26 protein-coding genes are annotated in these 24,678 nt (G+C 35.5%); 18 read left to right on the top strand and 8 right to left on the bottom strand.

All coding sequences use genetic code 11. The annotated features are described in order from the left end of the window. Positions 1-49: 49 nt before the first annotated feature. The 15 genes from RM706_RS05500 (at position 50) to RM706_RS05430 (ending at position 16,511) form a co-directional block, all read left to right on the top strand. Positions 50-916, top strand: a complete 867-nt coding sequence (locus RM706_RS05500) for a DUF58 domain-containing protein (RefSeq protein WP_311350024.1) — start codon at positions 50-52, stop codon at positions 914-916. Beyond that, the gene (locus tag RM706_RS05495; RefSeq protein ID WP_311350023.1) at positions 917-2,578 is read left to right on the top strand and encodes a BatD family protein; all 1,662 of its coding nucleotides are present in this window, start codon (positions 917-919) and stop codon (positions 2,576-2,578) included. It abuts the gene before it with no gap. Further along, positions 2,578-3,576, top strand: a complete 999-nt coding sequence (locus RM706_RS05490; RefSeq protein WP_311350022.1) for a vWA domain-containing protein — start codon at positions 2,578-2,580, stop codon at positions 3,574-3,576. Before RM706_RS05495 ends, RM706_RS05490 begins: the two co-directional genes overlap by 1 nt. 4 nt (positions 3,577-3,580) lie before the next feature. Then, positions 3,581-4,624, top strand: coding sequence for a VWA domain-containing protein (locus RM706_RS05485; protein WP_311350021.1), 1,044 nt, complete (start codon positions 3,581-3,583; stop codon positions 4,622-4,624). Further along, the gene (locus RM706_RS05480; RefSeq protein ID WP_311350020.1) at positions 4,617-5,498 is read left to right on the top strand and encodes a tetratricopeptide repeat protein; all 882 of its coding nucleotides are present in this window, start codon (positions 4,617-4,619) and stop codon (positions 5,496-5,498) included. The genes RM706_RS05485 and RM706_RS05480 overlap by 8 nt, the downstream gene beginning before the upstream one ends. Beyond that, positions 5,498-7,282 (top strand): BatD family protein, encoded by a 1,785-nt coding sequence (locus tag RM706_RS05475; RefSeq protein WP_311350019.1) that lies wholly within the window; start codon positions 5,498-5,500, stop codon positions 7,280-7,282. Before RM706_RS05480 ends, RM706_RS05475 begins: the two co-directional genes overlap by 1 nt. Beyond that, on the top strand, positions 7,279-8,040 hold the full coding sequence (locus RM706_RS05470; protein ID WP_311350018.1) for a tetratricopeptide repeat protein: 762 nt from the start codon (positions 7,279-7,281) through the stop codon (positions 8,038-8,040). Before RM706_RS05475 ends, RM706_RS05470 begins: the two co-directional genes overlap by 4 nt. Before the next feature lie 47 nt (positions 8,041-8,087). Beyond that, positions 8,088-8,393, top strand: a complete 306-nt coding sequence (locus RM706_RS05465; protein ID WP_311350017.1) for a hypothetical protein — start codon at positions 8,088-8,090, stop codon at positions 8,391-8,393. Between the two features lie 71 nt (positions 8,394-8,464). Further along, entirely contained in the window at positions 8,465-10,045 is a 1,581-nt protein-coding gene (locus RM706_RS05460) for a SulP family inorganic anion transporter (protein ID WP_311350016.1), read from the top strand. Positions 10,046-10,054: 9 nt separating this feature from the next. Next, positions 10,055-10,681 carry a carbonic anhydrase family protein gene (locus RM706_RS05455; RefSeq protein WP_311350015.1) on the top strand — a complete coding sequence of 209 codons (627 nt, stop codon included), beginning with the start codon at positions 10,055-10,057 and terminating at the stop codon, positions 10,679-10,681. Between the two features lie 150 nt (positions 10,682-10,831). Beyond that, positions 10,832-11,851 carry a phenylalanine--tRNA ligase subunit alpha gene (pheS, locus tag RM706_RS05450; protein WP_311350014.1) on the top strand — a complete coding sequence of 340 codons (1,020 nt, stop codon included), beginning with the start codon at positions 10,832-10,834 and terminating at the stop codon, positions 11,849-11,851. Positions 11,852-11,948: 97 nt separating this feature from the next. Continuing rightward, the gene (locus RM706_RS05445) at positions 11,949-13,604 is read left to right on the top strand and encodes a SulP family inorganic anion transporter (protein WP_311350013.1); all 1,656 of its coding nucleotides are present in this window, start codon (positions 11,949-11,951) and stop codon (positions 13,602-13,604) included. A gap of 21 nt (positions 13,605-13,625) precedes the next feature. Further along, positions 13,626-14,021, top strand: a complete 396-nt coding sequence (locus RM706_RS05440) for a hypothetical protein (RefSeq protein ID WP_311350012.1) — start codon at positions 13,626-13,628, stop codon at positions 14,019-14,021. Positions 14,022-14,179: 158 nt separating this feature from the next. Further along, entirely contained in the window at positions 14,180-15,373 is a 1,194-nt protein-coding gene (locus RM706_RS05435) for a pyridoxal phosphate-dependent aminotransferase (RefSeq protein WP_311350011.1), read from the top strand. A 4-nt stretch (positions 15,374-15,377) separates the two neighbouring features. Then, on the top strand, positions 15,378-16,511 hold the full coding sequence (locus tag RM706_RS05430; protein ID WP_311350010.1) for an AEC family transporter: 1,134 nt from the start codon (positions 15,378-15,380) through the stop codon (positions 16,509-16,511). Positions 16,512-16,610: 99 nt separating this feature from the next. Here the strand turns inward: RM706_RS05430 and RM706_RS16520 are convergent, their stop codons facing one another. The 3 genes from RM706_RS16520 to RM706_RS05420 all read right to left on the bottom strand — a co-directional run bounded on the left by RM706_RS16520 (position 16,611) and on the right by RM706_RS05420 (position 18,097). Then, entirely contained in the window at positions 16,611-16,772 is a 162-nt protein-coding gene (locus RM706_RS16520) for a lysoplasmalogenase family protein (RefSeq protein ID WP_432264968.1), read from the bottom strand. A 175-nt stretch (positions 16,773-16,947) separates the two neighbouring features. Further along, complete coding sequence (locus RM706_RS05425; protein WP_311350009.1) at positions 16,948-17,433, bottom strand: CYTH domain-containing protein; 486 nt, start codon at positions 17,431-17,433, stop codon at positions 16,948-16,950. Then, positions 17,414-18,097 (bottom strand): NAD-dependent epimerase/dehydratase family protein, encoded by a 684-nt coding sequence (locus tag RM706_RS05420; RefSeq protein ID WP_311350008.1) that lies wholly within the window; start codon positions 18,095-18,097, stop codon positions 17,414-17,416. The genes RM706_RS05425 and RM706_RS05420 overlap by 20 nt, the downstream gene beginning before the upstream one ends. A 27-nt stretch (positions 18,098-18,124) precedes the next feature. Here RM706_RS05420 and dinB point away from each other — a divergent pair, with 27 nt between their 5' ends. Both dinB and RM706_RS05410 read left to right on the top strand, forming a co-directional pair. Further along, positions 18,125-19,231 carry a DNA polymerase IV gene (gene dinB / locus RM706_RS05415; RefSeq protein WP_311350007.1) on the top strand — a complete coding sequence of 369 codons (1,107 nt, stop codon included), beginning with the start codon at positions 18,125-18,127 and terminating at the stop codon, positions 19,229-19,231. A 44-nt stretch (positions 19,232-19,275) separates the two neighbouring features. Then, positions 19,276-19,854, top strand: a complete 579-nt coding sequence (locus RM706_RS05410) for a TetR/AcrR family transcriptional regulator (protein WP_311350006.1) — start codon at positions 19,276-19,278, stop codon at positions 19,852-19,854. 61 nt (positions 19,855-19,915) lie between these two features. Here RM706_RS05410 and RM706_RS05405 read toward each other — a convergent pair whose 3' ends face one another. From RM706_RS05405 to RM706_RS05395, 3 genes are all read right to left on the bottom strand, one after another. Beyond that, the gene (locus RM706_RS05405) at positions 19,916-20,305 is read right to left on the bottom strand and encodes a plastocyanin/azurin family copper-binding protein (protein ID WP_311350005.1); all 390 of its coding nucleotides are present in this window, start codon (positions 20,303-20,305) and stop codon (positions 19,916-19,918) included. Between the two features lie 31 nt (positions 20,306-20,336). Then, positions 20,337-20,885, bottom strand: coding sequence for a carboxymuconolactone decarboxylase family protein (locus RM706_RS05400; RefSeq protein WP_311350004.1), 549 nt, complete (start codon positions 20,883-20,885; stop codon positions 20,337-20,339). Between the two features lie 281 nt (positions 20,886-21,166). Continuing rightward, positions 21,167-22,015 (bottom strand): helix-turn-helix domain-containing protein, encoded by an 849-nt coding sequence (locus tag RM706_RS05395; RefSeq protein ID WP_311350003.1) that lies wholly within the window; start codon positions 22,013-22,015, stop codon positions 21,167-21,169. A gap of 151 nt (positions 22,016-22,166) precedes the next feature. Here RM706_RS05395 and RM706_RS05390 point away from each other — a divergent pair, with 151 nt between their 5' ends. After that, positions 22,167-22,688, top strand: coding sequence for a PAS domain-containing protein (locus tag RM706_RS05390; RefSeq protein WP_311350002.1), 522 nt, complete (start codon positions 22,167-22,169; stop codon positions 22,686-22,688). Here the strand turns inward: RM706_RS05390 and pyk are convergent. Then, the gene (gene pyk / locus RM706_RS05385) at positions 22,685-24,127 is read right to left on the bottom strand and encodes a pyruvate kinase (protein ID WP_311350001.1); all 1,443 of its coding nucleotides are present in this window, start codon (positions 24,125-24,127) and stop codon (positions 22,685-22,687) included. The two genes, RM706_RS05390 and pyk, sit on opposite strands and share 4 nt — an antisense overlap. 2 nt (positions 24,128-24,129) lie before the next feature. Next, a complete protein-coding gene (locus RM706_RS05380) occupies positions 24,130-24,591 on the bottom strand; it encodes an IPExxxVDY family protein (protein WP_311350000.1) in 462 nt (153 codons plus the stop codon). Positions 24,592-24,678 lie beyond the last annotated feature (87 nt).

Here is a 24,678-nt window from a genome sequence, read left to right as displayed (position 1 = left end):
TTCAAAGTATCGAGTTCAAAATTTGTTGAACCTTAAACCTTGAACATTTATGAATACAAAAGAGTTACTAAAAAAAGTTCGTAAGATTGAGATTAAGACAAGACGATTGTCTGATCATATTTTTGGAGGTGAATATCATTCCACTTTCAAAGGTCGAGGTATGACTTTTAGTGAAGTAAGGCAATACCAATTTGGTGATGATGTTCGCGCCATAGATTGGAACGTTACCGCACGCTACAACGAACCTTTTGTGAAAGTTTTTGAAGAAGAACGCGAATTGACCATGATGTTAATGGTTGATGTAAGCGGTTCTGAACTTTTTGGAACATCAAATCAGTTCAAAAAAGAGGTTATTACTGAGATTTCCGCAACGCTTGCGTTTTCTGCGATGCAAAACAATGACAAGGTCGGGCTCATTTTATTCTCAAATGAAGTGGAATTATTCATTCCTCCTAAGAAAGGTAAAAGCCATGTACTTCGCATTATTCGAGAATTGTTAGAATTTGAACCTAAGAGTTATGAAACCAATATATCCGAAGCATTAAAATTTCTAAGAAACGTAATGAAAAAGAAAGCTATCGTTTTTGTGCTTTCTGATTTTATTGCTGAAGATTATGATAATACACTTCGCATTGCAGGCAACAAACATGATGTTACCGGGATTCGGGTTTATGATGAAAAAGAAGAATATATTCCCAATTTAGGTATGATTCAGGTGCAAGATTCAGAAACAGGAGCTATTCAGCTGGTCAATACCAGTTCAAAAAGAGTTCGCCACGAGTATTGGAAATATCATTTGGAGCGTGTAGATTATTTTAATGATGCTTTTGCCAAATCAGGAAGTGGGGTTATTAGCTGTAGAGTTGATGAAAGCTACGTGAAAAAATTGTTGGGGTACTTTAAACGAAGGGGATAAATGAAAGTTAAGAGGGCAAATTTTAAAATTCAAAGTTTACCAAGACCTATTAATCGAGGGTGGCTGGGTGGCTGGTTGTTATTTTCATTTGTTGGGTTGGCCCAAACTCAATCTACCGTTAAAGCTAATATTGATTCCACTTCTATAAAGATTGGAGAACAGATTCAATATAAGATTACCGTAGAAACTGATTCTCTTAATATTGTTTATTTCCCTGAAGACCAAACATTCTCTCCCCTAGAAATGGTGGAGGCGTTAAAAATTGATACTACTAAAAACAAAGATAGAATTACTTTACAGCGAATTTATGCCCTAACACAGTTCGATAGTGGTGCCTACACCATACCACCTCAGCGGATAGCAATCAACGAAGAACCTTTCTTTACCGATTCTTTTCAAATAAAAGTTGCTGATGTCGTTGTAGATACTACTAAACAGAAAATGTTTGACATAAAACCGCTTATTGAAGTGGAAAAAAGCAATGCAAAACTTATAAGAACTTTACTTTGGGTTTTGTTTGGCTTACTTATTGTTGGTGGGTTGATCTATTGGTTCTTCTTAAGAAAAAAACCACTTACCGAAGAAGAGAAAGTGGCCTTATTACCTCCTTTCGATCGTGCCTTGTTGCAGCTGAAAGAATTAGAGAATTCAAGATATCTTATCCAAGATGAATACAAAAAATACTACTCAGAACTGACTGATATTGTTCGTTCATATTTAGAAGAAGATGTACATGTATCTGCATTAGAAAGTACAACTGATCAATTGATTGAAAAATTAGAGCTATTAAAAGATGCTGGTGAGCTTACGTTAAAAGAAGATACTATTGAGCAGTTTAAGAAGGTATTAAAAACTGCCGATTTAGTGAAATTTGCCAAATCAAAACCACCTACTTCGGTTGCCGAACAAGATCGGCAATTAGTTGAAGATATTGTCGTAAAAACGAAAGAGGCGCTTCCAGAACCAACTGTAGAGGATTTGTTGCAAAATGAGGCTTATCTTGAAGAACTGGCGAAGAAAAAACAACGAAAAAGAATTTATATTGCTGCCGCAGTATTTGCAGGCCTATTGATTATTGGTGCGGCAACTTCCATAGGGTATTATGGGTTTGGTTATGTTAAAGATTCTATTTTAGGTCATCCTACAAAAGAATTATTAGAAAGTGAATGGGTACAGAGTTCTTATGGTTATCCCCCTATAGATATTGCCACCCCAAAAGTATTGATACGCCAAGAAATTAGGCTTCCTGAAGAAGCAAAAGCACAAATATCGGGCTTGCAGGCTTTTGGATATAGAAGCTCAATAGGCCTTTTTACCGTCTTGACAACATCAACAACTTTTGCCGAAGCCAACGAGCCTGATTTTGAAAAACCCATAGAACAATTACTTCAAGGTTTTGAACAGCAAGGGGCAAAAAATATTATCACCAAGCAAGAAGAGTATGTAACTCTAGCAGGGGTAAAAGGCTTAAAGACTTTCGGTAGCGGAAAGTTTAAAGTGCCAGAATCATCAGAATTGATTAGGGGAAAATATGCAATTCTAAGTTTTGGAGGTAAAGGATTTATGCAACAAATAGTAGTTACTTGGTTGGATGGGGATGATTATGCAGAGCAGATTGTTGAACGTGTATTGGCCTCGGTCGATGTAAAAACCCAAGCCTAATGTTTGTTACTACAGAATTTGCCCACCCCCAGTTTTTTTGGCTTTTATTATTATTGCCTCTTGCTATAATTTGGTATATCCTAACTCGGAAAAAACAGCTTGCATCATTAAAAATCTCTACGGTAAAAGGTTTCAAGGGAAGTAGTGTATTATCCAAATTAAAACCATTACTTTTTACATTACGTTTGTTGGCCTTAGCTTCAATCATAACTGCTTTAGCACGACCCCAAACGGAGGATATTTCAACTCGAACAAAAACAACTAAGGGTATTGATATTGTAATGGCTATCGATGTTTCTTCAAGTATGCTGGCTCGCGATTTAAAACCCAATCGCCTAGCTGCCTTAAAAGAAGTCGCCGCCGAATTCATAAAAAAAAGACCCAATGACCGAATAGGTTTGGTTGCCTATGCAGGTGAAAGTTATACTAAAACGCCAATTACAAGCGACAAATCAATTGTTTTAGGCGCACTACGAGAAATCACTTACGGACAATTAGAAGATGGCACCGCGATTGGAATGGGATTGGCAACATCTGTAAATCGATTAAAAGAAAGTAAATCGATAAGCAAAGTCATTATTTTGCTGACCGATGGAGTTAACAATTCAGGTTTTATTGAGCCTCAAACAGCAGCTGACCTGGCTGTAGAATATGATATCAAAACCTATACCATAGGCCTTGGTACTAATGGAAACGCACTTACTCCAATAGCTTACAAACGAGATGGCACCTTTCAATATGGCATGCGCCAAGTTGAAATTGATGAAAAATTGTTGCAAGATATCGCCGATGCAACAGGTGGCCAATATTTTAGAGCAACGGATAACGAAAAATTAGAAGAAATCTATAACGAGATCAATAAGCTTGAAAAAACCGAAATAGAAGAGTTCAAATATTACAAATACGAAGAAAAATTTCGTCCTTGGGTGTTTTTGGCAGGGGCTTTGTTATTATTAGAGTGGGGATTGAGAACAACGCTATTTAAAAGTTTTATATAACAAGATGGTTCAATTTGACGAAAAATTATACTTCTATTTACTAGGTATTGTACCTGTACTTGTATTGCTTTTTCTCTTGTTACAGGTTTGGAAAAAAAGCAAGCAGCATGAGTTTGCAAATTCAAAATTATTAAAACGTCTTGCTCCTAATAAATCAAAATTTAAATCAACATTAAAGCTAATAGTTCTTTTATTAGGGCTTGCTTGTTTAGTAGTTGCCTTAGTCAACCCAAAAATTGGAACCAAATTAGAAACAGTTAAGCGTGAGGGCGTTGATATAGTCTTCGCCGTTGATGTATCTAAAAGTATGCTTGCTGAAGACATCGCGCCAAATCGCTTAGAGAAGTCAAAACGCCTGGTTTCAGAAATCATTAATCAATTAGCAAGTGACCGTATAGGTATTATTGCTTATGCTGGTCAGGCTTATCCACAATTACCGATTACAACGGATTATGGTGCTGCAAAAATGTTTTTACAAAGCATGAACACCAATATGCTTTCATCACAGGGTACGGCGATAAATTCTGCCATTGAACTTGCTACTACCTACTATAATGATGAAGAGCAGACCAATCGTGTATTATTTATCATATCTGATGGAGAAGATCATTCAGAAGGCTCCACTTTAAATGCAGTTGGAGAAGCCACACAAAATGGAATTCGAATATTTACTATTGGGGTAGGTAAACCCAAAGGAGCACCAATCCCTATAAAACGTAAAGGGGTTGTTGAAAGTCTAAAGAAAAATGCTGAGGGTGAAGTTGTAATTACCAAACTCAACGAGCCAGTTTTATCGGCAATAGCCGACGAAGGAAATGGAGTTTATATTAATGGGGCCAATACCGAAAATGCTGTTGAATTTATTAAAGAAGAGTTGAATAAAATGGATAAAAAAGAATTTGAAGCCAAGCAATTCGCAGAATACAAAGACCAATTTCAATGGTTTTTGGGTATGGGCCTTTTCTTTTTATTTTTAGATATTTTCTTATTAGATAGAAAAACTAAATGGTTGAAAAAGTTGAATCTTTTTAATGAGCATGATGAATAGAAAACACATAGTCTTAAGTTTTGTTTTGTTATTTCTAGGTTTTGTTCAAGCCCAAGAAGATACGGATGCTATAAAAGCTCAAGAAAGAGACTTTAAAGAATCGAAGAATATTACCTATGATGCTAACGAGACTCTTACCCAAAATGACTTTATTAATGCAGAAGCTGATTATAGAAGAGCAATTTCGAAAAGCGAAAAAAATGCTGCCGCTCCTTATAATTTAGGGCGGGCGTATTACAATCGCGAAAGCTTTACTGAAGCTTTTGGCAGGTTCAAACAAGCTGGTGAAAAAGCTGATGAAAAACCAGATAAACATAAAGCTTTTCATAACATGGGCAATGTATTCATGAAAAATGAAGAATATGAAAAAGCAGTTGAAGCCTACAAACAAGCATTGCGCAACAACCCTAACGACGAAGAAACTCGTTACAATCTTGCTTTAGCCAAAGAAATGCTAAAAAAACAACAAGACGAGCAAAAAAACGACCAAAACCAAGACGACAAAAAGAACGAAGACCAAAAAGACGATAAAGAAAAAAATCAAGATCAAAATCAAGACGGAGATAACGAAAAGGATAAAGAGGGCGATCAAAAAGATGATGAAAATAAAGATGAGGGCGATGATGGTGATAAAGGAAAAGAAAAGCCCGAAGAAAATAAAGAAGGTGAGGGCGACGAAAAGAAAGAGCAAAAACAGAAACCCAATGAAGGTGATAAACCTAAAGAACAGAATAAACCAAGACCCAACCAGCTTTCAAAACAGCAAATTCAGAATTTGCTAGAAGCCATGCAAAATGAAGAAAAGAAGGTGCAAGAAAAGATGGAAGCCAAGAAAGTGAAAGGTGCCAAAATCAAAAATGAAAAGGATTGGTAATGCCCAATATACTGTTTAAACGTATTTTATTTTTAATCCCCCTTATACTATTGGGTTGCTTTGTTTTTGGGCAAGAACAAAGTGATGTTACTTTTGAACTAAAGCTCAGCAAAGAAAAGCTTGGCATTAATGAACGTTTACGTGTTGAGTTTACCATGAATAAAGATGGTGACAATTTTAACCCTCCATCTTTTGAAGGTTTTAAAGTGGTAATGGGACCTTCACAATCGATAAGTTCATCTTGGATTAATGGTAAACGAAGTTTTTCCAAATCATATACTTATGTTTTAAAACCCAATCGACAAGGTTCATTCGCTTTAGGTCAAGCTACGATTGAAATTGAGGGAAATACTTATAAAACATTATCAAAGAATATTGTGGTCACGGCAGCGGTTGACAACCCAAATGCTCCTAAAAGTGCAGATGATGTTGCAGATGAAAGTCTTCATTTGGTTGCAGAGGTTTCTAAGGCTAGCCCTTATTTGAACGAAGCTGTAACGGTAGTTTATAAGCTCTATATAAGCCCATCTATTTCTGTTACCAATTTTAGGCCGGTAGATAGCCCAAAGTATAATAATTTTTGGAGTCAAGATATTCCCGTAACCAAGTACAATACAAATAATGGCACTTATGAAGGCAAACCTTATCGAAGTGTAGTCTTAAAAAGGGTTGTCCTTTATCCACAAAAAACTGGCAAACTTGACATAGAACCCTTATCTCTTGAAATTTATGTTGACGTACCCACAAATAGAAGAGATTTTTTTGGTGGTAAGATTTATACTCAAGCCAGTAAAACTGTTTCTGCAGGAAGAAGGACCTTAACTGTAAAGTCATTACCCGAATCTGGTAAGCCTGCCAATTTTGGAGGTGCCGTTGGTGAATTTAATTTTTCGGTATCTACGAGTAAAACAGCTTTGAATGCTTCAGAATCATTGCAAGCCATTGTAGAAGTTACAGGCAAAGGTAATTTAAAGCTATTTCAACTACCTGAGCCAGATTTACCAAGTGCTTTAGAAGTTTATGAACCTGAATTTGGTGAAAGTGTTAGAACCACTGTTTCTGGTATGCAAGGAAAAGTTTCTAATAATTATACCGTAGTTCCATCTTTTAGGGGGAAATATCCTATTCCTTCAATCTCATTTAGTTTTTTTAACCCTAAAACAGCCAGATACACTACCATCAATTCTGATGAAATCACCATAAATGTAATGGAAGGACCTGCGGATGCCGCAGCTATTAATCCTGCAACTGGGGGGGTAGCAAAGATTGCAGTTCCAACCAGTGAACAATTTCACTTCATAAAAGTCACTCCAAATTTAACCAATATAGGAGCTAATTATTTTTTTGGATCTAACCGATTTTATGCTCTTTTGTTCTGTCCTTTTTTACTGATTCCCTTAGTTATTGTATACAGGAAAAAGCTTAAAAAAAATGCTGAAAGTATTGAAGGAAATAGGTTAAAAAAAGCAAATAGATTGGCAAGGAAATATTTATCAACCGCAAAAAAAGAATTGGGCGATGAAGACAATTTTTATGTTGCTTTAGAAAAAGGTTTACATAACTATTTAAAAGCAAAGCTTAAAATAGAAACTTCAGATTTTAGTAAAGAAAAGATAACTGGATTATTGAATGAAAAAAATGTTGAAATTGAACATACCGAAAGTTTTATTGCATTATTGAAAAATTGTGAAATGGCACGTTACAGCCCTTTTACAGATGTTCAAATGCAACAAGATTATCACAAAGCGAGCGAAGTAATCTCATTGATGGACAAGCAATTATGAATAGGAAACTTCTGACCATTTTATTCTTAATTTTTTCATTTGGTGTTGTTGCCCAGAACAATACCCTTTTTGAACATGCGACCGAAGCTTATAACAAAGGAGAGTATCAAAAAGCCATTGGCTTTTACGAAAAGATATTAGAGAACAAACAACACTCTCCAGAACTCTATTTTAATTTAGGTAATTCATATTATAAGCTGGGCGAGATTGGTCCCAGTATTTATTATTACGAAAAAGCATTATTACTTAAACCAAATGATATTGAAATAAAGAATAATTTGGGCTATGCTAATAATATGCGGTTGGATGCCATTGATGAAATGCCAGAAACCGCATTTACAAGTTTTTATAAAACAGTTACAAATTACCTTTCATTTGAACAATGGGCCTACTTGTCTGTGGGTATGGTTTTTCTTTTCGTTTTAGGGTATGTAGTGTATTATTTTTTATACAATGCCACGCAAAAGCGTATTGCTTTTATAATTAGTGCTTCCGGACTAGTTATCGCGGCAATATCGGTCGTAATGGCTTATTTTCAATACAAAGATTTTAAACATGATAAACCTGCCATAATTTTCAGCCGTGAAATTGCGATTACTTCTGAGCCTAATGAACGAAGTGAGAAACTATTTACATTACATGAAGGCACTAAAGTTAATGTGTTAGAAAAACTCGGAGATTGGCAAAAAATCAAAATTGCCGATGGACAAACGGGTTGGTTACCTTCAGAAAATTTAAAACTGTTAAAGAATTTTTAACAGAATTTAATAGGTTTACTATTATCTTTATAATTCAGATTTGTCGGATGTTAAAGTCTTTTACATTTTCGTTGATTGCAATAATGCTTGTCATTTCTATCCTAGCACCTTCCATTGAGGCACTTTGTAAATCTGATCATGAAAGCGCTGTAACTATGGATTTAAATGAAGAAGAAAATAACAAAAAAGAAACTGAAAAAAAATTTGATGAAAACGAATTATTTTTTTCTAATTCAATAGAGAACAAAAGTATTTATCTTACTCAGCAATTGACTAGAAATCAAGCTTATTTGTTATTTTATGCTGACGTTTCAACAGAAATAATACTTCCTCCACCAAAAAGAGTCATTTAAGACTTTACTGTTTTTTAATCATTTTTTTCAATTGTCTTTAAAACAACTTAGAAGACTAAAAACTATTTCACATGTTTAAATATATAAAAAACGACTTGCCAGCAAGTATCGTTGTATTTTTTGTAGCACTTCCTTTATGTCTAGGTATCGCCTTAGCAAGTGGTGCACCTCTTTTCTCGGGTCTAATTGCTGGTATTATTGGTGGTATTGTTGTGGGTTCTTTAAGCGGATCACACATAGGCGTTAGTGGTCCGGCTGCAGGTTTAGCTGCCATAGTATTAACTGCTATTGGTGCCTTAGGAGGTTATGAAAACTTTCTAGTCGCGGTTGTTTTAGGTGGAATCATTCAAGTAGTTTTTGGCGTTTTAAAAGCTGGTATTATTGGATATTATTTCCCTTCTTCTGTAATTAAAGGAATGTTGACCGGAATTGGTATTATTATTATTTTAAAACAAATTCCCCATTTCTTCGGATATGATCCAGATCCAGAAGGAGATTTTGCTTTTTTTCAAGTTGATGGTAAAAATACGTTTTCAGAAATTTTTGAGACTATTAATAATATAAGTCCTGGTGCAACTATAGTTGCTCTTATCGGTCTGGCTATTTTAATTCTCTGGGATAGAGTTCTTTCTAAAAAAGGAAAAATATTTCAACTAGTTCAGGGTCCTTTAGTGGCCGTAGTTGTTGGCATCATTTTCTTTGTGCTAACAAAGAATAACGACACACTTGCTATTTCGGCGAATCATTTAGTAAGTGTTCCCATACCCGAAGACGCCGAATCTTTTATCGCACAATTCAGTTTTCCCAATTTTTCAGTCATAGGGAGTCCTGAAATATGGATAACGGCCTTCACCATAGCTTTAGTAGCGAGCTTAGAAACCCTACTTTGTGTTGAAGCTACCGATAAATTGGATCCCGATAAGAGAGTTACCCCTACCAACAGGGAGTTATTGGCACAAGGAACAGGAAATGTTATTTCTGGAATGATAGGTGGCTTACCTATAACTCAAGTTATTGTTCGCAGTTCGGCAAATATTCAATCTGGTGGTAAATCAAAAGCTTCTGCTATTATTCATGGATTCTTCCTTTTAATTTCTGTAATTCTAATTCCAAGGTTACTGAATATGATTCCTTTGTCCGTTTTAGCGGCAATTCTATTTATTGTTGGTTATAAACTTGCGAAACCGGCTCTTTTTAAAAAAATGTATGATATGGGATGGAAACAATTTATTCCTTTTACAGTAACAGTCCTGGGAATTGTATTCACAGACCTATTGATAGGTATTGGGCTTGGCTTGGCAGTTGGTATCGTTGTTATACTCATTAAAAGTTACCAGAATTCCCACTTTTTACATATTGAAGATAAGAGTAATGGAAAACATAAAATTAAGATGACGCTGGCTGAAGAGGTAACCTTTTTCAATAAAGGAGCAATTCTGAAAGAGTTAGATAGTCTTCCTGAAGATTCATATCTTGAATTAGATGTTAGAAAAACAAGGTATTTGGACAACGACATTATTGAAATTCTTGAAGATTTTTCTGAAAAGGCTAAAAACAGAAATATCGATATTAAATTAATTTCACAAAGAGGTGAAGTAGAAAACCCGGATAGCTATATCCAATTTTTTAAACTGAGACCAAAAAAAGTATAAAATAAAATCATGATAACACAAACTAAAGAATCTCAAGCGGCACTTAATCCTAATAGTGCCATAACCTTATTAAAAGAAGGTAACGAGCGCTTTGTTGAAAATAAAAAAGCCAACAGAGATTTACTTGGTCAAGTAAAGCAAACCACATCAGGCCAATATCCTTTTGCAACAATATTGAGTTGTATTGACTCAAGAGTATCAGCCGAACTTGTTTTTGACCAAGGAGTAGGCGATATTTTTAGTGCTAGAGTAGCTGGAAATATTGTAAATGAAGATATTTTAGGCAGTATGGAGTTTGCCTGTAAGTTGGCAGGCACAAAAGTAATTGTTGTTTTAGGACATACAAGTTGCGGTGCCGTAAAAGGCGCTTGTGATGATGCTAAAATGGGTAATCTCACTACCTTGCTCCATAAAATAAAACCAGCAGTAAGAGCAGTAAGCGAACCTGCTGATGAAAGTCAACGAAATTCAAAAAATCTTGATTTCGTCAATGCTGTCGCAGACACAAATGTTCAATTGACCATAGAAGATATACGAAGTTTAAGTCCAGTCCTAAAAGAAATGGAAGATAATGGTGAAATTGCTATTGTTGGTGCCATGTATGATATTGCAGATGGTAAGGTTCATTTTATGTAAAACAAATCACCCACCCTGAATTTAATGTCAATGTTATTTTTAGCATTGACTTTTTTTTTAACATTAATTCTATATAAAGGTCCTAATGAATCTAAAATAGGTAAAAGTTTAAAAAAGGACTAAATTTGTAGGTTAATAGCGCCATCAACCATGATTGATACTATAAAAGAACATCTTGCTAAAGTCGAAAAATTCACTTCTACCTCAAAAGAGGAAATCGAGACTTTTCGAATCAAGTATTTAGGAAAAAAAGGGTTATTAAATGACTTTTTCGCTGAATTTAAAAATATTCCCAACGACCAGAAAAAGGAATTTGGCCAAGTTATCAATCAATTGAAGACTACTGCTACAGAAAAAGTAAACTTACTTAAAGAAGTTCTTGAAAACCAGACGGAAGTTGCAGGACTGTTTGGTGACCTTACAAGACCAGGGCAGCCCATTGAAATTGGAGCAAGACATCCAATTTCTATCGTTAAAAATCAAATCATCGATATTTTCTCAAGAATAGGTTTTAATGTTTCTGAGGGGCCCGAAATTGAGGATGATTGGCATAATTTTACAGCCCTAAACTTACCAGAATATCACCCAGCTAGGGATATGCAGGACACTTTCTTTATTCAGACAGATCCAGATATTCTATTGCGAACGCACACCTCGTCGGTACAAGTGCGCTATATGGAAAATAATCAACCTCCCATAAGAACTATTTCTCCTGGAAGAGTATACCGTAATGAAGCTATCTCAGCCCGTTCTCATTGTTTTTTCCATCAGGTAGAAGGTTTATATGTTGATAAAAATGTTTCGTTTGCGGATCTAAAACAAACACTACAATTCTTTACTTCTGAGATGTTCGGAAAATCAAAGATTAGACTTCGACCTTCTTATTTTCCATTTACGGAACCAAGTGCAGAAGTTGATGTTTACTGGGGATTAGAAACAGAGACCGATTATAAAATGACCAAGGGGACTGGTTGGTTAGAAATTATGGGCTGTGGAATGGTAGATCCTAATGTTTTGACCAATTGCGGAATTGATCCAGAAGTTTATTCTGGTTTTGCCTTTGGTATGGGCATTGACCGAATTACATTATTACTTCATCAAATATCTGATATTCGTCTGCTGAGCGAAAATGACGTACGCTTCTTAGAACAGTTCAAAAGTTCACTTTAAGGTTAAATCCATAACAAGCTTTAGCTCTTGTAGTTTGTTTAAAGAATTATTGTGATTATTTTTAAATAATCAAACACTAGTCTTTAACTATACTGCTATGGCCAAATCATTTTATAATACCAAATACTTGAAAGGGGATATTACCGGCGGACTTGTTGCCGGAGTAGTTGCTCTGCCCCTTGCTCTTGCTTTCGGTGTACAGTCTGGCTTAGGAGCAATTGCTGGGCTTTATGGTGCCATTGCCGTCGGTATTTTAGCAGCACTTTTTGGTGGTACGGCCACACAGGCCAGTGGACCAACTGGACCAATGACAGTTGTATCAGCTGCTCTTGTAGCTAACGCAATTGAAGTGGCAGGTAGTCTTCAAGATGCCATGGGCATTATTCTTTTGAGTTTTTTGGTAGGGGGTGCATTACAGATTGTCTTTGGGTTGATAAATATTGCTGGATACATTAAATACTTTCCATATCCTGTTGTTTCTGGGTTTATGAGTGGTGTAGGGCTTATTATTATAATTCTACAGATATTCCCATTTGCAGGATTAGATTCTGCTAAATCCACACTTAAAGTCATGGCAGATTTACCAAGGCTATTCACTGATTTTAATTGGCAAGCATTGGTTTTGGGTGGGATGACCGTTATCATATATTATCTTTTTCCAAAGATTACGAAAACGATTCCAAGTGCGTTGGTTGCGCTTATTACCGTTTCAATATTTGCTTATTTTATTAAATGGGATGTTCCTATTATTGGTGAAATCCCTTCAGGATTACCTTCTTTGCAACTAGATGGTCTGTTTTCTGTTGATAGCGATGCATATGGCCTAGTACTTGAATATGGATTGGTTCTTGCAGTTTTGGGATCGATTGACTCCCTATTGACATCTGTTATTGCTGACAATATGACCAAGACCAAACATAACAGTAACCGTGAGCTTATAGGTCAGGGTATTGGCAATATGGTCGCTGCCCTAATTGGGGGAATTCCTGGTGCTGGCGCAACTAAAGGTACAGTAGTCAATATTAATTCTGGTGGCCGTACTAGACTATCTGGAGTACTACATGGTGTATTTCTTTTAGCCGTACTACTAGGGCTAAGTTCATTGGCCGCCTATATCCCCTTAGCGGTTTTAGCTGGCATTTTAATCCCTATCGGATTTAAAATAGTAGACACCAAAGGACTAAAACATCTTAAGGTAGTACCACGAGCAGATACCATCGTTTTGATAATTGTATTGCTTTGGACTACTTTTGGAAGCCTGATACAAGCAGTAGGAATAGGTGTAACCTTAGCTGCATTGTTATTTATGAAGCGTTCGAGCGATATTGGTGAAGAGGGTATGGAAGTGGGTACCTTAGCTGGTTTTGATGGTGAAAAACCATGGGAGGATGAAACTGATTTCTACGAAAAATTCAAAGATAAAATCTACATCAAACATTTGTATGGACCCTTATTCTTTGGTTTTACCTCACACTTTCAAGAACAGGTAAAAAATATTGATGATGGCATTAAAGTCTTGATAATTAGAATGGATCGCGTGCCCTATGTCGATCAATCAGGCATTTATGCCTTAGAAACCGCTATTTTAGATTTAACCTTAAAAGATATTAAGGTTATCATAACCGGACTGCAAGAGCAGCCCAGAGATCTTTTAAAAGGTATTGACATCATTCCTGATTTAGTGCCAGAAAATCAAGTTTTTGCTCATATTGAAGATAGTTTTAGTTGGGTTTCAACTCAATTGAAAAAATAAATTTCAACTCCATCAAGATTCATGAAAAAGGATATTGAAATTCCCGTTGCTAAGGATGTTTACGTTGTTATTGCACATGAATGGAATAAAGAATTCTTAGGCAAAGACTGGAATGCGTATCTTATCAATAACCGTTCTACAACAATTGAAATGGCACTTGTTGTATCAAAAGGTTATGATGGCGAACGAAAAACCTCAACGCTACGATATGCCTTTGGTGTAGTTAAAGCTAAAGGATTTGAAAAAATTGAAATGGTTCAAGAAGAGGTTTTAAATTTAAATAATGAATTCTACGTCACTTATTACGCAGATAATAAGCTGTACGAAAAGCGTTTTTTCTTCGCAAAGAACAGTGTTTCCGAAAAAGATTTAGTTCAAATTCCTCTTTTAGAAATGGAAGGCATCTTTGCCAAATAAGGGTCACTAGTTTTGTTTAAACATTTCATATTAATAATTTTTATAGGGTCAAAATTCACATCTCATATTTTAACGCATTGATTTTTATTGTTTTACCATAGGATTTTTATAGTACTCCCTATAATTTAGACATATTGCTAATTCACAAGAAAACACCTATGAAATCAACCACGTTAAATCGAAGAGATTGGCTTAAAAGAGGAATGCTAACTGCCGGTGGAGTTATGGCAGCACCGTACTTTAGTTTTGCTGAAACTTCTGTCGTACCATTACGGTTAGATATAAATGGAGATGCTATTTATAGTCCTTTTTTTAAAGAATATTTACAAGAAAATGTTAGAGAGTTTCCTGTCTTGGAAGCCAAATTGAATGCTAATGAAAATCCGTACGGACCATCACCAATGGCACTAGATGCTTTAAAAAGTTCTGCTGGCGGAGGTAATCGATACGCATGGAAAGAACTTTTTCAACTTGTTGATAAAATCGCTGATTTTGAAGGTGTTACCCCAAAGAATATTATGATGGGCCCAGGATCATCTGATTTATTGGAGAAGACAGCCATGGTCTTATTCATGAATGGTGGTAATGTAGTTTCTGCAGATCCTGCTTATATGTCTTTGATAAGGGTAGCTGAAGCTGCCGGTGGTACTTGGAAATCCGTACCCTTGAAAGACGATTGGTCTCATGATTTAAAGGCAATGGAAGCTGCTATTGACGAAAATACTAAGTTAGTCTACATCTGTAACCCTAATAATCCCACGGGCACCATAACTGATTCTTCTGAGCTGCTTGATTTCTGTTCTAGAGTTTCAGAAAAAGTTCCCGTTTTTGTTGACGAAGCTTATTTGTGGTTTTTAGAAGATGGCGCAAAACAAAGTATGGTTTCTTTGATTAATAAGGGCAAAGATGTTATTATTGCGCGTACTTTCTCTAAAATTCATGGCATGGCGGGTCTTCGAGTAGGTTACGCCGTCGCTCAAGAAACTACCTTAGATAAGCTTCAAAAAATAACCCGTGCAGGAATGGGAATCTCTTACCCTTCTGTGTATGCGGCAATGGGTGCGATGGATGATGCCAAATTTTTAGAAAGTTCTCGAATCAAGAACACCGCCTGTCGCGAATATGTTTATGAAGAGCTGAAGAAAATGGGCATTGAATATGTGCCGTCATACACAAGCTTTATGATTTTTCCTATCGAAATGGATGGCAAAGAATTTCTCCAAAAAATGACCGAGTTAAAAGTAGGAGTCCGTGCCTTCAATTTTATGGGTAAAAATTGGTGCCGTGTCAGTATGGGTACCATGGATGAGATGAAACTTTTTACCGCTGCATTAGGTAAAGTTATTGTCTAAACAAATGGATATTAGTTTTCAAAAAACGATAGTCTTTTTATTTTTTATCTTCATTGGATTTTTACTTAAAGCTAAATTTAAATCCAAAGAAGAAGTAACTGGCATTAAAAAAATCATTTTAAACCTTGCCTTGCCGGCTACAATTTTTATTGCCCTTTTGGGTGTTCAGGTTGAACTAAATTTGTTGTTGTTACCCCTGCTTGCTCTTGCACTTAACTTGCTTTTGTTTTTAATTTTTCCATTAGTCTTGCCCATTTTAGGAATCAAAAAAAACACCTCAGAATTTAGAACTGCCCGATTGTTGGTTCCTTCATTAGCACCAGGATTATCCTGCTTCCCCTTTGTATTAGAATTTTTGGGCGAAGATTATCTCGCCAAAGCAGCAATGGCCGATTTAGGGAATAAAGTATTCGTTCTGGTCATTTTGTATTTGGTTGCAATGAATTGGTACTTAAGAACACATGATAAAAAACGAAAAAAGGGAGTATCAAAAACAAGTTCTATGTTTAAGGTCATGGTTTCTGAGCCAGTAAACATCTTTATCGCTATGGCATTATTGCTGCTCAGTTTTGGTTTTAACATGGATTCATTGCCTTTTGTTATTAGCGAAACCTTGCAAAAGTTAAGCTTAATAATGACACCATTGGTATTGTTATTTATTGGGCTAGCTGTAAAAATTAAAAGGAAACAATTTATTGAAATCTTCTCTTTATTGACATTACGGGCTGGTGTCGTTTTTTTAATAAGTGGTTTGTTTGTTGTATTCACAGGGTTACAAGCTAAAAATGAAATATTATTGCTTTTAGCTTTTGGACTTAGCGCTTGTAGCTTTTGGCCCTATGCACATATTTCGGCAGTTGATAGTTTAGAAACAGCTGCTAAGGCAAAAAAAAATACCTTTCATAACAATTATGCCATTAGTATCCTAGCGCTCTCTTTTCCACTTTCTACGCTACTTATCTTAGGGGTTCTCAATACAGGTTCGTTCATCATGATTACATCTAACATTTTCGTGATTTCTGCTACCTTGTGCGCGATTGGGTTACTTGTACCGCTATTTTCTTGGTTCAGAAAAGGAATAAAAGGACAAAAAATCTTGAATCCTAAAATAGATTCAGCCAGGGCAGAACATATCTAGATACTGTCGATTAGTCATAGTATTCAAAATAATTGACTAATTTTCAAAGTATTAATCAACCAAAAATCAAGTACAGCCATTGGTACTGTTCTGTAATGATTAAATTCTTTTAGAAATCATCAAACCGGCATTGGCAATCAAAGTAATCGCCAGCCAATAGATTGATAAAATTATAAGACCTGAACACTCCAACGGAAATTTAAATTTGTTTACGGCAATCATAGTATCAGAAAACATAAATAATACCACTCCAAAAACTATGAAACCATATGCCTTTTTTTATCTGCAACGTATAATCCAATTCCCTGTCAAGCCATAAAAAGAATGATCAATAAGGTAGTTGATGGTTTAAACAAATTGAACAAATAGTTATCACTAAAATCTAAGACAATAGAAATAGTTGCGCTCAATAAAATCAGCACGTTCAAAGATTTTCTTAGATTCCCTGAACCCATTTGCCAAAGGGGTTTTTACTTAGTTGTGAATTGTAATATTTAGTTTGCCCCGTAACTTCATCACCAAGCCAATCGGGTTTTGTAAAGTGTTCGTCTTCATGCTTTAGTTCTACTTCCACTATGACCAACCCTTTATTTTCGCCCAAAAATTCATCCACTTCAAAAACAAGGTTTTCAAATGGCACTTCAAACCGATTTTTTTCTAAAATGCCTGGCTCACACAAGTCAATCAAATTGGTAGCTTCTGAAACTGGTATCTCACTTTCCCACTCAAAACGGGTAGTTCCCGAATCGTTTCCTTTTCCTTTTACGGTCAAGTAACCCTTATCGTTCCGTATGCGAACACGCACTGTTCGCTCTGGGTCTGTGTTCAAAAAGCCCTGAACAATTCTACTAACTGCGGTAGCCTTGTTTTTATATGCTTCTGAGCCGACCAAAAACTTTCGTTCAATTTCTAAGTGTTGCATTATCTGCTATTTGCTTTAAAACGTGAGAGGGAATCCGTTTTTTATTGTTAGGATTATTGGCCAACCAAACCATCGTTATTGCAATAGTATCAGGATGGATGACTCGATATTTTTTTAAGGATCCTTGTAGTAAAAACCCAAAAACTAACATTAGTTTTTTAAAGAAGTACTCTCCCAATCTTTTTTCTTTTCTATCACCACCGATCATTGAAGGTTGCACAAGATGCGTTTTGGCAATCTTCAATCGTAGAACCTCATCTTCCATTAAACCTTTAATTCGATTATAAAAAATACGGCTACTACTGTCGGCACCAAGAGCAGACACCACAATTATAGTTTCTATTTTATTAGCGACACATAATTGGGCCGCCGCAACAGGAATGCCATAATCTATTTCTTTATAACGACTCTTATCTGATGTTTTTGCATTCGTCGTACCTATACAACAGAACACCTCATCGGCATAAAATCTTTCAGTTTGAGTTTCTAAATTGAGTAAATCAATCACTTCTTCTTCTATCTTGGGATGTTCAAAACCAATAGCCCGTCGAGAAAACAACTTGATTGTTTTGTAACGCTTATCGTCAAGTAATCGTTTGATCAAAAAGCCACCGATCAAACCTGTTCCTCCTAGAACAATAGCTATTTTTTGATTTGTTCCCATCAAAATAAATATAACCTAAATTTGAGTATGGGCTTTGATTTTCCTTTACGAAAAATTATTCATGTTGATATGGATGCCTTTTACGCTTCTGTAGAACAATATGATAATCCTGAACTCAAGGGGAAACCCGTTGCGGTTGGTGGAGGCTCAAAGCGTGGGGTGGTTTCAGCAGCCAGTTATGAAGCTCGAAAATTTGGGGTGCGCAGTGCCATGAGTGGTTACATTGCACAACGCAATTGCCCCGAACTCATATTCGTTAAGCCACGCTTTGACCGTTATAAAGAAGTCTCACAACAAGTGCGAAAAGTATTTTTTGAATATACTGATTTGGTGGAGCCGCTTTCCTTAGACGAAGCTTATTTAGATGTAACTGAAAATAAGAAAGGAAATCCATCAGCTACCCTTATCGCTAAAGAAATTCGGCAAAAGATATTAGATAAAACAGGTTTGACAGCCTCAGCAGGAATTTCCATAAACAAGTTCATCGCTAAAGTGGCCAGTGACTATAACAAGCCAAACGGTCAAAAGACGGTAAACCCTGAAGAAGTCATTACTTTTTTGGAAGATTTGGATATTCGGAAATTCTATGGCGTGGGTAAGGTTACCGCCGAAAAAATGTATAAACTAGGTATTTTTACGGGTAATGATTTAAAAACCAAATCACTAGACTTTCTTGATAGTAACTTTGGAAAAAGTGGACGGTATTATTTTAATGTAGTTCGCGGCATTCATTTAAGCGACGTAAAACCTCACCGTATCCCGAAGTCAGTAGGTGCCGAGCGCACCTTTAGTGAAAACCTCAGCAGTGAGGTTTTTATGCTCGAAAAATTAGAGCATATTGCAAATGAGCTAGAAAGACGATTAAAAAAATCAAAAATTGCAGGCAAGACAATCACCCTTAAAATCAAATACAGTGATTTTACGCTTCAAACCCGAAGTAAAACACTACCCTACTTCATCACCGAAAAGGCTTTGATTTTTGATTCCGCCAAAGAGCTGTTATACCAACAGCAATTACAAAACTCTGTCCGTTTATTAGGTATTTCATTGGCAAACCTCAACACTGAAAAGAAGAAAGCTCCTACCCCAAAAGATAATGAGCCTTTATTGGTACAATTAAAGTTTGATTTTTAATCAAAATCAAACCTAGACAGACCAGTCTTTACTATCTTTACAATATGCAAAGAACAAATATCAAAGAACATATTATCACCATCGCCAGTAAATTGTTCTACATGAATGGCTATAATGCTACTGGTATTAATGAAATCATTGCAAAAGCTGAAATTGCCAAGGCTACTTTATATCATCATTTTAAATCAAAAGAAGACATTTGCATAGCATATTTAGAGGAGCGTCATGCTGTTTTTATGGATGATTTAAAAGAATATATAGCCAAAAAAAACGATGGAAGGCAAAAACTGATAGCTATTTTCGATTTTTTAAGAGATTTATATCGAAAAGGAGATTTTCATGGTTGTTGGGGCATAAAAACACTTGGTGAACTTCCTCCCGAAAATCAAAAAATTGTTGCTGTCATACAGCGCCAAAAAAAGGAGTTGCTATTGTTCTTGGGCGAAATAGTAGGTGATACTATTGCAAACATCTCCAGAGCCGAAACCGAGAAAATTTCTGGTGGGCTTTACTTGCTTTATGAGGGCGCCATTACAGAGAGTCATTTGCATAGAAATGATTGGCCCATACACTTAGCAAAAAGCATTGCACCTTCAATTTTTGCCGAATCAAAATTGAACTGAAAAAGCCAGCTATAGATTTAAGTCTACAACTGGCTTTTACTTTGAATCTAATGTAAAATAATTATTCCACTACCAAAGTATTGTCAGTAGCAGTAGGGTTCAATGGACAGAAATATACATATTCGCCCTTGCTTAAAGCTGTAGGTTTTGAAGTTTGAGAACTATTAGTTTCTACTGGAGAAGTAACATAAGCTGTCTGAATATGATTTTCAGGTTTACTGATATCTTTTCCTTTTTCTACTAACACAAAACCAACATTATGGTCAACCCCTTTATTGGCAATTTCAAATACATAAGTGCCTTCTGAAACTGTTACTGTTTTTTGGGTGAACTCTCCTGGCACTTGTTCCAATTTAATGGTCTTTACTGCCTTGTCCATCATTTTTTCTTGCGCATTTACTGAAAACACTGTCGTTAACGCTATTACTAATATTACGATTACTTTTCTCATGATACTTATTTTATTTCTATTGTTAAATTATTTATACTATTACTTCTTCTAAAGGTTGTGCTACCGGAAAATCAACAGGTACATCAGTAGTCTTGTGCAAATAGTTTGAAATAGTCTTATCTCCAACCAAAACGATAGTGTCAATAAGATTTTCTTTTGTCCATCCTGCAGTAAAGAAATTATCGACCACTGCACTATCTGTCGCTCCTCTATTCTCCGTAATATTCTTCGCTAAACGTGCAAGCGCATCTAATTTGTTGTCAAAAGCTGAATAACCTGCTCTCAATTGCAGAATTTCTTCTTCAGTAAAACCATTCATTTTACCAATAGCTGTATGTGCAGATAGACAGTAAATACAATTGTTAACCTGGCTTACAGCAAGATTTACCACTTCTTTCTCTTTTGCTTTTAATGAGGTCTTTGCATTAGATAGGTTCAAATAGTTGCCCAAAGCATTTTCTGAGTAGGCATAGGTTGCAAAAAGGTTTGGAACAAAGCCCACAGCCTTTTCTAGATTGTCAAAAATAGCTTGGTTTTTACTACTTACTTCTTCTCTTTTGGGTACATCAAATGTGCTCATAATTATTGCTTTAAAAATTATTATTAATTGAATTAAATATTTGTTACAAATGGTTTCTCAGCATCACAATAAAAATCGTGGTGGTGTTTCTGTTCACAATGTGATTCTGATAATACGCTCTGAATAGAAGGTTTTCTGCCTACTCTAAATATTTCGATTAAATTGAAAATCGATTTCTCTGCTATGTTCATCTCTATTGATTTTTAATTACACGGCAAAGATGTGGCGAAATGATTGGCAGTTGTTAGCAGCAATTTCCCGACTGCTTGCAGAAATTTCCCTTATGAAACAATCTTCTGATTTTCTCGGTATTCAGAAGGGGTCATTTGTGTCATTTTTTTAAAAAAACGACTGAAGTGGGCAGGGTCATTAAAACCAAGTTCATAAGCAATCTCTTGGTTTTGTTTTTCAGTATAATGAATAAGGCGTTTAGCTTCCAATGTCAAACGATCAAGAATGATACGCTGTGGTGATTTTTGGTTGTAAATAGAAAACAGATTAGAAAGTGTTTTGGGTGATTTAAACAATAAGTCTGCATAATCACTTACTTTCCGTTTTGTCTTATAGTGAAGGTCTACTAAATAATTAAACTTTCGAATGACCTCAACTTGATCATTATTCAAGGTTTTTACAATGAGTTGTTCTTTGGCCAAACGGGTACTCATGATAATAAATCGTTTTAAAAGCATTTGAAGCATATCACCTTGAATTTTATCTGGGGTCGTAAATTCTTCTACAAATACATCATACCATAAATCAAAACGATTTTGTAGATTATTGGGGATGGTAATTATAGGTAAATCTTGTGTGCCAAAAAACAATATTCCGTTACAAGATACTTCGCTATCATGATCCGATATACAGTAGAATTCACGATTAAATAAAATGGCAGTTAGAGGAAGCTCTAAAGCCTCATATGAGACATGCTGCAAATAGGTAGTGGTGACCATCTGGTTTGGCAATAGCTCAAGTAGTAGTCCATCAACCTCAAATATTACTGGCTTTTCATTTCTATTCCATAAAAACTTGATGGTACTATCAATGCTTGAAAAATGGTCTTGATTTTTTTTAATATCATCTGTCAATACTAAAATTGAGTCTAATTTGCTTTCACGAAATTCAAATTTCATATGCTTTTATTACTATAATTCATCCATTAGTCCAAAAATTCTGTTCATTCTTACAGTCATCTATAAGCATTTCGGGTACTAATATTTTGAACAGAACTGTTAATGAGGGTTATATTTTTTTATAGGATTGGAACTTTTCATAGTATTGATTATGAAAGAACTACAACATTACGATAAGGCTGCACATAATTTCTATAGAAAACAGAGTGTACTAAGCTTACCGATTTATGGGTGGGACATATTCTCTAAGTATTTTCAAAAAGTGTGTGATAACCTTAGTGATTTGGTAGTTCTTAAAAATATTTCTGAAGAAAAAGCTTGGGAAAACCGCTTCCCTTTCGAAAAAGAAATCATTCAAAAAAAGCATGTTATTGTTGTCACTGATGCCGAATTAAACATTGTTCATGCTACCAAAAATATTTTTGATATGAACGGTTATATGCCCGATGAAATATTAGGTAAAAAACCAAAAATATTTCAAGGCGCAGAGACTTGTAAAGAAACTGCGTCTGAAATATCTAAAGCTGTAAAAAATAAACAAGCTTTTGAAGCTGTTATTTTAAATTACCGAAAGGATGGTTCTACTTATAATTGCTGGATAAAAGGAGCTCCTATTAGAAACAAAAAGGGTGAAGTTGTAAACTTTATAGCTTTTGAAAGAGAAGTAGCTTAAAAATTACAAGTTTCAATCTCAGTTACTCTTAGGGTATTTACCATACCCTTATCCTTAATTGGCATAGCTGCAAGGCTAATTAGCATATCACCAACATCTAGAAAGCCTTTCTTACAGGCAATTTGATTTACATCATCAATGGTCTCATCAGTTGAGACGTATTTATCATAATAGAATGCCTTTACCCCCCATAAGAGGTTTAATTGCGTTAATATTCTTCTATTAGAAGTAAATACCAGAATATGCGCACTTGGTCGCCAAGCTGATATTTGAAAAGCAGTATAGCCGCTATTGGTTAATGTAGAAATTGCCTTGGCCTGAATCTCATTAGCCATTAACGCCGCATGATAACAAACTGATTTTGTAATATATCTTTTTGTCTTAATATGAGGCGGTGTTTGTGGTACATTGATTAGACTAGAACCCTCAACACTTTTCAAAATACTTGTCATTTTCTCAATCACCTGAACCGGATAGTTTCCTACAGATGTTTCACCAGACAACATTACCGCATCTGCACCATCCATAACCGAGTTAGCCACATCATTCACTTCTGCTCTCGTTGGTGTTAAACTGGTAATCATGGTCTCCATCATTTGGGTTGCAATGATTACTGGTATTCTTGCTTTTTTAGCACGAAGTACCAATTGTTTTTGTATCAATGGCACCTCGTGTGCAGGCACTTCAACACCTAGATCGCCACGAGCAACCATCAGTCCATCGCAGTAAGCAACAATCTTATCAATATTTTCAACCGCTTCAGGCTTTTCAATTTTTGCTACTATCGGAATCTTGTGCTCTGAATGTTCTTTGATCAAATTTTGAAGGTCGATTAAATCTTGGCTAAAGCGGACAAAAGAAAGTGCAATCCAATCTACATCTTGACCAATCGCAAAAATGGCATCTTTTACATCTTTCTCGGTTAATGCCGGTAAAGAAATATTCGTGTTTGGTAAATTTACCCCTTTCTTTGATTTTAAAGGACCACCTTGTATAACCTTTGCTTTTACTTCATTTTCTCCGTTTGTAGAAACTACTTCGAACATCAATTTTCCATCATCTAAAAGAATATTTTCCCCTGCTTTTACATCTCTAGGAAATTCTTTATAGTTCATATACACACGCTCAGCATTACCTTCGAAAGGTTCCCCTGTAACAAAAAGAATCTCATCGCCTGGTGCTACGACCACTTCGCCACCCATAACACCGACCCTTAATTTGGGCCCTTGTAAATCGGCTAAAATAGCAGTGCTCATTTGCAGCTCTTCATTTAATTCCCTAATGATTTTAATTCGCTCAGCAACATCATCATAACTAGCATGGGAAAAATTGATTCTAAATACATCTACCCCGGCCAATATCATGTTTTTCAACACTTCCTTTTTACTAGTTGCAGGACCTAAGGTTGCAACAATTTTCGTCTTTTTCTTAGTTGGCATTATTAAAAAATTAGGTTTCTCTTTGATTTTAAACTAGCTGCATCAATATTGTAAGCAGTAATCACTTTTGGTATTTTATTAATAGATGTTACAATCGTATTTATCGGACAATTAGCATTCTCTTCAATCTTTAAAAAGTAATCAACTTCCTTCCGTTCCTCAATCAAATAATGTGTTCTTTCTTCATTATTTTGATTAAAAAGGTCAAAAGATTCTCTTTTCTCTGTCTTCGTTATGGCATTACTCACCAAAGTCCAATTTGCATCATTACTATCATCTTTCCATTCAAAAATGGGAAATGAAAAATTAGCGACATCTAAATCTTCAATGCTTCTTTCTAGTTTCAATGCAACTGCCTTATTAATATTATATGCCATGGCATAGTCGTTCAAACTGCAGTGCAAAGCAATGAGCTTAAAACTATCGTCATATAACTCAGCAGTTATCTTGTGCGTTGTTATCATAAAATTAAAGCGAATTGTAAATATAGTTCTAATACATAAACCAGCCTAGTGTATGGTACTGTTTAGAAATGTAGGAGGTTACGAAAA

Origin of the sequence: Croceitalea rosinachiae (assembly GCF_031846445.1) — a bacterium.
GTDB lineage: Bacteria > Bacteroidota > Bacteroidia > Flavobacteriales > Flavobacteriaceae > Croceitalea > Croceitalea rosinachiae.
The sequence above is the reverse complement of the archived record's forward strand: the minus strand, read 5'-3'. Positions and strand labels throughout refer to the sequence as shown.

Bases quoted from the DNA above. Each gene is read 5' to 3' on its own strand.
- RM706_RS05475 (WP_311350019.1), top strand. From the start codon at position 5,498: ATGCCCAATATACTGTTTAAACGTATTTTATTTTTAATCCCCCTTATA.
- dinB (WP_311350007.1), top strand. From the start codon at position 18,125: ATGGGCTTTGATTTTCCTTTACGAAAAATTATTCATGTTGATATGGAT.
- pyk (WP_311350001.1), bottom strand. From the start codon at position 24,127: ATGCCAACTAAGAAAAAGACGAAAATTGTTGCAACCTTAGGTCCTGCA.
- RM706_RS05490 (WP_311350022.1), top strand. From the start codon at position 2,578: ATGTTTGTTACTACAGAATTTGCCCACCCCCAGTTTTTTTGGCTTTTA.
- RM706_RS05455 (WP_311350015.1), top strand. From the start codon at position 10,055: ATGATAACACAAACTAAAGAATCTCAAGCGGCACTTAATCCTAATAGT.
- RM706_RS05480 (WP_311350020.1), top strand. From the start codon at position 4,617: ATGAATAGAAAACACATAGTCTTAAGTTTTGTTTTGTTATTTCTAGGT.
- RM706_RS05440 (WP_311350012.1), top strand. From the start codon at position 13,626: ATGAAAAAGGATATTGAAATTCCCGTTGCTAAGGATGTTTACGTTGTT.
- RM706_RS05395 (WP_311350003.1), bottom strand. From the start codon at position 22,015: ATGAAATTTGAATTTCGTGAAAGCAAATTAGACTCAATTTTAGTATTG.
- RM706_RS05380 (WP_311350000.1), bottom strand. From the start codon at position 24,591: ATGATAACAACGCACAAGATAACTGCTGAGTTATATGACGATAGTTTT.
- RM706_RS05420 (WP_311350008.1), bottom strand. From the start codon at position 18,097: ATGGGAACAAATCAAAAAATAGCTATTGTTCTAGGAGGAACAGGTTTG.
- RM706_RS05465 (WP_311350017.1), top strand. From the start codon at position 8,088: ATGTTAAAGTCTTTTACATTTTCGTTGATTGCAATAATGCTTGTCATT.
- RM706_RS05485 (WP_311350021.1), top strand. From the start codon at position 3,581: ATGGTTCAATTTGACGAAAAATTATACTTCTATTTACTAGGTATTGTA.
- pheS (WP_311350014.1), top strand. From the start codon at position 10,832: ATGATTGATACTATAAAAGAACATCTTGCTAAAGTCGAAAAATTCACT.
- RM706_RS05470 (WP_311350018.1), top strand. From the start codon at position 7,279: ATGAATAGGAAACTTCTGACCATTTTATTCTTAATTTTTTCATTTGGT.
- RM706_RS05445 (WP_311350013.1), top strand. From the start codon at position 11,949: ATGGCCAAATCATTTTATAATACCAAATACTTGAAAGGGGATATTACC.
- RM706_RS05500 (WP_311350024.1), top strand. From the start codon at position 50: ATGAATACAAAAGAGTTACTAAAAAAAGTTCGTAAGATTGAGATTAAG.
- RM706_RS05495 (WP_311350023.1), top strand. From the start codon at position 917: ATGAAAGTTAAGAGGGCAAATTTTAAAATTCAAAGTTTACCAAGACCT.
- RM706_RS05410 (WP_311350006.1), top strand. From the start codon at position 19,276: ATGCAAAGAACAAATATCAAAGAACATATTATCACCATCGCCAGTAAA.
- RM706_RS05430 (WP_311350010.1), top strand. From the start codon at position 15,378: ATGGATATTAGTTTTCAAAAAACGATAGTCTTTTTATTTTTTATCTTC.
- RM706_RS05400 (WP_311350004.1), bottom strand. From the start codon at position 20,885: ATGAGCACATTTGATGTACCCAAAAGAGAAGAAGTAAGTAGTAAAAAC.
- RM706_RS05405 (WP_311350005.1), bottom strand. From the start codon at position 20,305: ATGAGAAAAGTAATCGTAATATTAGTAATAGCGTTAACGACAGTGTTT.
- RM706_RS05425 (WP_311350009.1), bottom strand. From the start codon at position 17,433: ATGCAACACTTAGAAATTGAACGAAAGTTTTTGGTCGGCTCAGAAGCA.
- RM706_RS05390 (WP_311350002.1), top strand. From the start codon at position 22,167: ATGAAAGAACTACAACATTACGATAAGGCTGCACATAATTTCTATAGA.
- RM706_RS05460 (WP_311350016.1), top strand. From the start codon at position 8,465: ATGTTTAAATATATAAAAAACGACTTGCCAGCAAGTATCGTTGTATTT.
- RM706_RS05435 (WP_311350011.1), top strand. From the start codon at position 14,180: ATGAAATCAACCACGTTAAATCGAAGAGATTGGCTTAAAAGAGGAATG.